This is a genomic window from Vibrio sp. M260118 (assembly GCF_036533755.1).
In the GTDB taxonomy this organism is placed as follows: Bacteria; Pseudomonadota; Gammaproteobacteria; order Enterobacterales; family Vibrionaceae; genus Vibrio.
In genome coordinates this window covers 1-8,210 of sequence record NZ_JATABG010000148.1, presented here as the reverse complement: position 1 = coordinate 8,210, position 8,210 = coordinate 1, and the positions used below count along the sequence as shown (strand labels likewise).

Below are 8,210 nucleotides of genomic sequence, written 5' to 3'. Positions count from 1 at the left end.
GTATTAGAATGTTGCGAGCCGTATAGTGGCACAGTTAATTTTGATGAAAACCTTATAAATTCAAGGCTTGAAACAAATTGTGAGGTGAAGTTTCAAACTTTAGTTTTTAACAATTAATTCACAAAATACTCCGCCAATTGTTGTATTTTGGTGTTAAATAAATGTTAATTTTTGTAGGTTCGCAATCAAAATTCGTTTATAACTATAAATGCTCAATGGAGCTGAGTGAGCAAGCCCGTGAAAGAAAGAAAGTCAAGACCTGTTAATTTAGATTTACAGACCGTGAGCTTTCCGATCACCGCAATCGCATCTATCTTACACCGCGTGTCCGGTGTAATAACGTTTGTGGCAGTCGGAATTCTGCTTTGGTTACTATCCATTTCTCTATCCTCCCCTGTTGGTTACGCACAAGCTGTTGATATCGTTGACGGTTTCTTTGTGAAGTTTATCTTATGGGGCATTCTAACGGCTTTGGCCTATCACATTGCTGGTGGTATCCGTCACCTGCTAATGGATCTCGGTCATTTTGAAGAGCTGGAATCTGGTGCAATGAGCGCTAAGGTTGCATTCGCAGCAACAGCCGTTCTATCTCTGTTGGCGGGGGTACTGGTATGGTAAAACATATTTCATCTTTTGGTCGTAATGGTGTACACGATTTCCTATTGATTCGTGCAACTGCAATCATTATGACGCTTTACACTATCTATCTGGTGAGCTTTTGCGCTTTCACAGATATTTCTTACGTATCATGGAACCAGTTCTTTGGTGGCACGTTCACTAAAGTGTTTACAATGCTGGCGCTGTTTTCTGTCTTAATCCATGCCTGGATTGGCTTGTGGCAAGTCCTGACAGACTATATCAAGTGCGCCAAGCTTCGTGGTGGCCTGCAGTTAGCAATTATTGCTGTACTACTTGGTTACTTCTTCTCTGGTCTATTTATTCTGTGGGGTGCGTAAGTGTCTATTCCAGTTCGCGAATTCGACGCCGTAGTAATCGGCGCTGGTGGTGCAGGCATGCGCGCTGCACTACAAATCTCTGAGCAAGGCTTAAGCTGTGCGTTGCTTTCAAAAGTATTTCCAACACGTTCACACACTGTTTCCGCACAAGGTGGTATTACGGTTGCGTTAGGTAACGCACATGAAGACCATTGGGAGCAGCACATGTACGATACTGTAAAAGGTTCGGATTATATCGGTGACCAAGACGCTATCGAATATATGTGTAAGAACGGCCCTGAGTCGGTTATCGAACTCGAGAAAATGGGTCTTCCTTTCTCTCGTTTTGATAATGGCCGAATCTATCAGCGCCCATTTGGTGGCCAGTCTAAGAACTTTGGTGGTGAGCAAGCGGCGCGTACAGCTGCGGCAGCTGACCGTACAGGTCACGCTCTGCTTCATACGCTGTATCAGCAAAACATCAAACACAAAACAACTATCTTCTCTGAGTGGTACGCACTTGATCTGGTTAAGAATGAAGATGGTGCTGTGCTTGGTTGTACTGCGCTTTGCATGGAAACCGGCGAAGTGTGCTACTTCAAATCAAAGGCGACTATCTTAGCTACTGGTGGCGCAGGTCGTATCTACGCTTCAACCACTAACGCACACATCAATACGGGTGACGGTGTTGGTATGGCACTTCGTGCTGGTGTACCAATGCAAGATATGGAAATGTGGCAGTTCCACCCAACGGGTATTGCTGGCGCAGGTGTATTGGTGACGGAAGGGTGTCGTGGTGAGGGTGGTTACCTGCTCAATAAAGACGGCGAACGCTTCATGGAGCGTTATGCTCCGAACGCTAAAGACTTGGCTGGTCGTGATGTCGTTGCACGCTCGATGATGATAGAAATCCGTGAAGGTCGCGGCTGTGATGGTCCGTGGGGCCCACACATTAAGCTAAAATTGGATCACTTAGGTAAAGACACACTAGAATCTAGACTACCAGGTGTCTGTGAGCTATCTCGTACCTTTGCTCACGTCGATCCAGTCAAAGAGCCAATCCCAGTTATTCCTACCTGTCACTATATGATGGGTGGTATTCCGACGCAGGTTTCTGGTCAGGCCATCAAGCAAGACGAAGCAGGTTCTGATGTTGAAGTTCAAGGTCTATTCGCTTGTGGTGAAATTGCCTCAGTATCTGTACACGGCGCGAATCGCTTAGGTGGTAACTCACTACTTGACTTAGTTGTATTTGGTCGTGCAACTGGCCTTCACCTAGGTGAAACTCTTGCTAAGCAAGCTGAAGCTAAGCCTGCGACTGAAGCGGATATTGAGCGTTCACTAGAGCGTTATAACCGTTGGGAAAACAGTACTGACGGTGAAGATCCAGCGCAAATCCGCAAAGACCTGCAACAGTGTATGCAAAACAACTTCTCGGTATTCCGTGAAGGTGACGCAATGGCAAAAGGTCTAGAAGAGCTGAAAGTTATCCGTGAGCGCCTGAAAAATGCACATCTTTCTGATAAGTCAACCGAGTTCAACACTCAGCGTATCGAGTGTCTAGAGCTAGAAAACTTGATGGAAACAGCTTATGCGACGGCAGTTGCGGCTAACTACCGAACTGAGAGTCGTGGCGCACATGCTCGTTTCGATTTCCCTGACCGTGATGATGAGCAGTGGCTATGCCACTCTATCTACAATCCGGAAAACGAAGCGATGACTAAGCGTGGTGTTAACATGGAGCCAATCCATCGTGAAGCATTCCCGCCGAAAGCACGTACGTACTAAGGGAAGGAGGACATTATAATGAAACTGAATTTCTCTTTGTACCGTTACAACCCGGACGTTGACCAAAAGCCATACATGAAGGATTACACGCTGGAAGTTGAAGAAGGGTCAGATATGATGCTTCTCGATGCGCTAATTCTGCTTAAAGAGCAAGATCCAACCATCTCATTCCGCCGCTCTTGTCGTGAAGGGGTATGTGGCTCTGACGGCTTAAACATGAATGGTAAGAATGGATTGGCATGTATTACTCCGCTTTCTGCATTAAGCGGCGATAAAATTGTCATCCGTCCACTACCGGGTTTGCCTGTGGTACGTGATCTTATCGTTGACATGACACAGTTCTACGATAACTATGCGAAAGTTAAGCCATTCTTAATAGACGACGGTGCTCTGCCGCCATCTCGAGAGAATCTGCAGACTCCTGATGAGCGTGCGCACCTCGATGGTTTATACGAATGTATCATGTGTGCGTGTTGTACGACGTCATGCCCATCTTTCTGGTGGAACCCTGATAAATTCATTGGTCCTGCAGGTCTGCTTGCCGCATATCGTTGGTTGATTGATAGCCGCGATACAGCAACAGATGAACGTTTGTCAAATCTTGATGACGCATTTAGCGTTTTCCGTTGCCACGGCATCATGAATTGTGTAAGTGTTTGTCCTAAGGGATTAAATCCGACGAAAGCCATTGGCCATATTAAGTCTATGTTGGTCAGCCGCTCCGTCTAATTTAACAACAAAAATTGCCGACCCAACTGGGTCGGCTCTTAATAGCTCGGCGTAGACCGAAGCAAACGTGAAAACTACTGGTTAAGGGAAAATATGCACAACGGCGTGATGAAGGCGTGGCTCGAGTCTTCACACTTGGCTGGCGCCAATGCAACGTATGTAGAGGACCTCTACGAACTGTATCTAAGTGATCCCGATCTGGTAAGTGAGGAGTGGAAACGTGTTTTTGATGGCTTACCCAAGCCGACAGAAGAGGTGGTGGAACAACCCCACTCACGTGTCCGTGACTACTTCCGACGACTCGCTCAAGAAACAAAGCATTACAATGTCCAAGTTAGTGATCCTGATGTCGACGCTAAACAGGTAAAAGTACTTCAATTAATCAATGCTTACCGCTTCCGTGGTCATGAAGCGGCGCAGCTTGACCCCCTAGGCTTATGGCAACGCCCACCCGTGGCGGAGCTCGATCCTGCATTTCATAATCTTACCCAAGACGATCTAGAAGAAACTTTCAACGTCGGTTCATTTGCCATTGGCAAAGAGACGATGCAGTTGAAAGATATCCACTCATCGTTGAACAAAATTTATTGTGGCTCTATCGGTGCTGAATACATGCACATGACAGACACTGAACAAAAGCGTTGGATTCAACAACGTTTAGAGTCAGTTGTTGGTCAGCCGTCATTTAGTAAAGAAGAAAAACGAGAATTCCTAGAAGAGTTGACGGCAGCAGAAGGTTTAGAGCGCTATCTTGGCGCCAAATTCCCGGGCGCGAAGCGATTCTCATTGGAGGGTGGTGATGCACTAATCCCAATGACGAAGGAGTTGATTCGTCATGCGGGTAAGAGTGGCATGCGTGAAGTCGTGATTGGTATGGCTCACCGTGGTCGTCTTAACATGCTTGTCAATGTACTGGGTAAAAAACCTCAAGATCTATTTGATGAGTTTGCCGGCAAACATGACGAAACATGGGGCACTGGTGACGTTAAGTATCACCAAGGCTTCTCGGCAGACTTCGCAACACCTGGCGGCGATGTCCACCTAGCACTTGCGTTTAACCCATCGCACCTTGAAATCGTTAACCCTGTTGTTATTGGTTCCGTGCGTGCTCGTCAAGACCGTTTGGGTGATGCAGAAGGCAACACTGTTCTTCCTATCACCATTCACGGTGACTCGGCAATTGCAGGTCAAGGTGTGGTTGCTGAAACATTCAACATGTCGCAAGCGCGTGGTTTCCGTGTTGGTGGTACGGTTCGTATCGTTGTCAACAACCAGGTTGGTTTTACAACGTCTAACCCGAATGACACCCGCTCGACAATGTACTGTACTGACATCGCTAAGATGGTACAGGCACCGATTTTCCACGTTAATGCTGATGACCCAGAGGCAGTCGCTTTTGTTACTCGCATTGCACTGGATTACCGTAACGAGTTTAAACGTGATGTTGTGATTGATTTGGTGTGTTACCGCCGTCATGGTCACAACGAAGCGGATGAGCCAAATGCAACTCAGCCGTTGATGTACCAAAAAATCAAGAAACACCCAACTCCGCGCAAGCTTTACGCTGACGTGCTGATTGAGCGTGGTGACTTTGGTATTGATACTGCGACCCAGTTTGTTAATGAATACCGTGATGCATTAGATCGCGGTGAAGTCGTGGTTAAAGAGTGGCGTCCAATGGCCCTTCACTCAGTTGACTGGTCTCCATACCTTGGGCATGACTGGGATGTAGAGTGGGACAACAAGTTTGATACCCAGCGTCTTCTAGAGCTAGGTCAGCGTCTATGTACTTACCCTGAAAGTCATAAGCTGCAAAGCCGAGTAAACAAGCTTTACAATGATCGTAAAGCCATGCTTAGCGGTGAAAAGGCGATTGACTGGGGTATGGCAGAGACTTTGGCTTACGCGACTCTTGTTGACGATGGCAAACGTATCCGTATTTCTGGTCAGGACTCAGGTCGTGGTACTTTCTTCCACCGCCATTCAGTACTGCACAACCAAAACGATGCGAGTACTTTTGTTCCGCTAGCGAATATTCACGATAAGCAAGGCCCGTTTGAAGTTTTCGACTCAGTGTTATCTGAAGAAGCGGTATTGGCATTTGAGTATGGTTACGCAACGGCTGAGCCAGGTGGCTTAACACTATGGGAAGCGCAGTTTGGTGATTTCGCCAACGGTGCCCAAGTAGTGATTGACCAATTTATCTCATCCGGTGAGCAAAAGTGGGCACGTCTGTGTGGCCTAACAATGTTGCTTCCGCATGGTTACGAAGGTCAAGGCCCAGAGCACTCTTCAGCGCGTCTTGAGCGCTACCTACAGCTATGTGCTGAGCAAAACATGCAGGTTGTTGTTCCTTCAACACCAGCTCAGGTTTATCACATGATTCGCCGTCAAGTTGTTCGACCTATGCGTCGACCTTTGATTGTGATGTCGCCTAAGTCGCTACTACGTCACCCACTATGTACTTCAACGATTGAAGAACTTTCAGAGGGTACATTCCAAGCTGCGATTGGTGAAATTGATAACCTTGATGCCGCTAAGGTGAAACGTGTAGTCTTCTGTTCAGGTAAGGTTTACTTCGATCTGTTAGAGCAGCGTCGTAACAATGAACAAGATGACGTAGCGATTGTTCGTATTGAGCAGCTTTACCCATTCCCGATTGAGGAAGTGAAAGCGGCTATCGAACAGTACACTAACGTTGAAGATTACGTTTGGTGTCAAGAAGAGCCACAAAACCAAGGTGCTTGGTACTCTAGCCAACATAACTTCCGCGCGGCGATTCCTGCGGGAGCTGATCTGAAATACGCTGGTCGCCCAGCATCAGCATCGCCTGCAGTTGGCTATATGTCAGTACACTTGAAACAACAAAAAGCGCTAGTTGATGATGCGCTTAACGTGAATACAAAAACTTCGGACTAAGAACTAGAAGTTAAAGGAAGAAACCGATATGACAATTGAAATTCTGGTTCCAGATTTACCTGAATCGGTTGCAGACGCAACAGTCGCAACATGGCATAAACAACCTGGTGATGCAGTTGAGCGTGACGAGGTTTTAGTAGATATCGAAACCGATAAAGTGGTTCTTGAAGTACCCGCCCCTGAAGCCGGTGTTTTAGAAGCGATTATCGAAGAAGAGGGTGCGACAGTACTTTCTAAGCAGCTTATCGCTAAGCTTAAGCCTGGTGCGGTAGCAGGTGAGCCTACTAAAGATACAACAGCAGAATCGGAAGCGTCTCCTGACAAACGCCACAAAGCGTCACTGACAGAAGAGAGCAACGATGCGCTAAGTCCTGCAGTTCGCCGTCTGCTAGGTGAGCATGGCTTGGAAGCAAGCCAAGTGAAAGGTACGGGTGTTGGCGGTCGTATTACTCGTGAAGATATTGAAGCGCACTTAGCTAACGCAAAAGAAGCACCGAAAGCGGAAGCGCCTGCAGCGGTAGAAGCTCCAGCAGCAGCTCGCAGTCAGAAGCGCGTGCCAATGACTCGTTTACGTAAGACAGTGGCTAACCGTCTGCTAGAAGCGAAGAACAACACGGCGATGCTGACGACGTTCAACGAAGTGAACATGAAACCAATCATGGATCTTCGTAAGCAGTACAAAGATCAGTTCGAAGAGCGTCACGGTACTCGTTTGGGCTTTATGTCTTTCTATGTGAAAGCCGTTACAGAAGCGCTAAAACGTTATCCTGAAGTGAACGCGTCTATCGATGGTGATGACATTGTTTACCACAACTACTTCGACATCAGTATGGCAGTATCGACGCCACGTGGTCTAGTTACTCCAGTTCTTAAAGACTGTGACACGCTAGGTTTCGCTGATATTGAAAAAGGCATCAAAGAGTTAGCGATTAAAGGCCGTGACGGCAAGCTAACGGTTGATGAACTGATGGGTGGTAACTTCACAATCACTAACGGTGGCGTCTTCGGTTCTTTGATGTCGACACCTATCATTAACCCACCTCAATCGGCAATCCTTGGTATGCACAAGATCCAAGAGCGTCCAATGGCGGTGGATGGCAAAGTTGAAATCTTGCCAATGATGTATCTAGCTCTATCTTACGACCACCGCCTAATTGATGGCCGTGAGTCAGTAGGCTTCCTAGTGACGATTAAAGAGCTATTAGAAGATCCAGCACGTCTGTTATTAGACGTTTAATATCGCTAAAACGTCTAGTCGCCCTTGGTGGCTAGACGTTTAATATCGCTAAAACGTCTAGTCGCCCTTGGTGGCTAGACGTTAGATATTTTTCAAGGCTAGACTAGCTCAACTGTCTGGCCTTCATATGAATCTGATTGGTCTGAATGACAAAATGAGATTTATTTGAGAAGACCCTACAGACGACCGCGAACGACAAGCGGCGTTATGGAAATAATAATCCCTACAAGGGAAAATAAACGGAATATCAAAATGAATTTGCATGAATACCAAGCCAAACAGCTGTTTGCAGAATTCGGTTTGCCTGTACCGGAAGGTTACGCGTGTGATACACCACAAGAAGCTTTCGAAGCAGCTGGCCGTATCTCGACAGAGAAGAAAGTAGTTAAATGTCAGGTTCACGCAGGTGGACGTGGTAAAGCGGGCGGTGTAGAGCTACACGACACTAAAGATGGTGTTAAAGAGTTCGCACAGAAGTGGCTAGGCAAAAACCTAGTGACTTACCAAACAGACGCAAATGGTCAGCCTGTTACTAAAATTCTGGTTGAAGAAGCGTCAAACATTGCTAACGAACTTTACCTTGGTGCGGTTGTAGACCGTGC

7 protein-coding genes are annotated in these 8,210 nt (G+C 46.8%); all 7 read left to right on the top strand.

Annotated elements, in window-relative coordinates; all coding sequences use genetic code 11:
* The first annotated feature begins 225 nt into the window (after nucleotides 1-225).
* A complete protein-coding gene (sdhC, locus tag QTO00_RS10590) occupies nucleotides 226-618 on the top strand; it encodes a succinate dehydrogenase cytochrome b556 subunit (protein WP_038202684.1) in 393 nt (130 codons plus the stop codon).
* Entirely contained in the window at nucleotides 612-956 is a 345-nt protein-coding gene (sdhD, locus tag QTO00_RS10585) for a succinate dehydrogenase, hydrophobic membrane anchor protein (protein ID WP_038202681.1), read from the top strand. The genes sdhC and sdhD overlap by 7 nt, the downstream gene beginning before the upstream one ends.
* Nucleotides 957-2,723, top strand: a complete 1,767-nt coding sequence (gene sdhA / locus QTO00_RS10580) for a succinate dehydrogenase flavoprotein subunit (protein WP_331424751.1) — start codon at nucleotides 957-959, stop codon at nucleotides 2,721-2,723.
* A gap of 18 nt (nucleotides 2,724-2,741) precedes the next feature.
* Complete coding sequence (locus QTO00_RS10575; RefSeq protein WP_331424749.1) at nucleotides 2,742-3,452, top strand: succinate dehydrogenase iron-sulfur subunit; 711 nt, start codon at nucleotides 2,742-2,744, stop codon at nucleotides 3,450-3,452.
* Between the two features lie 93 nt (nucleotides 3,453-3,545).
* A complete protein-coding gene (gene sucA, locus QTO00_RS10570) occupies nucleotides 3,546-6,371 on the top strand; it encodes a 2-oxoglutarate dehydrogenase E1 component (protein WP_331424747.1) in 2,826 nt (941 codons plus the stop codon).
* A 28-nt stretch (nucleotides 6,372-6,399) separates the two neighbouring features.
* Complete coding sequence (odhB, locus tag QTO00_RS10565; RefSeq protein ID WP_331424746.1) at nucleotides 6,400-7,608, top strand: 2-oxoglutarate dehydrogenase complex dihydrolipoyllysine-residue succinyltransferase; 1,209 nt, start codon at nucleotides 6,400-6,402, stop codon at nucleotides 7,606-7,608.
* A 252-nt stretch (nucleotides 7,609-7,860) separates the two neighbouring features.
* A partial coding sequence (locus tag QTO00_RS10560; protein WP_331424745.1) for an ATP-grasp domain-containing protein occupies nucleotides 7,861-8,210 on the top strand: 350 nt, incomplete at its 3' end.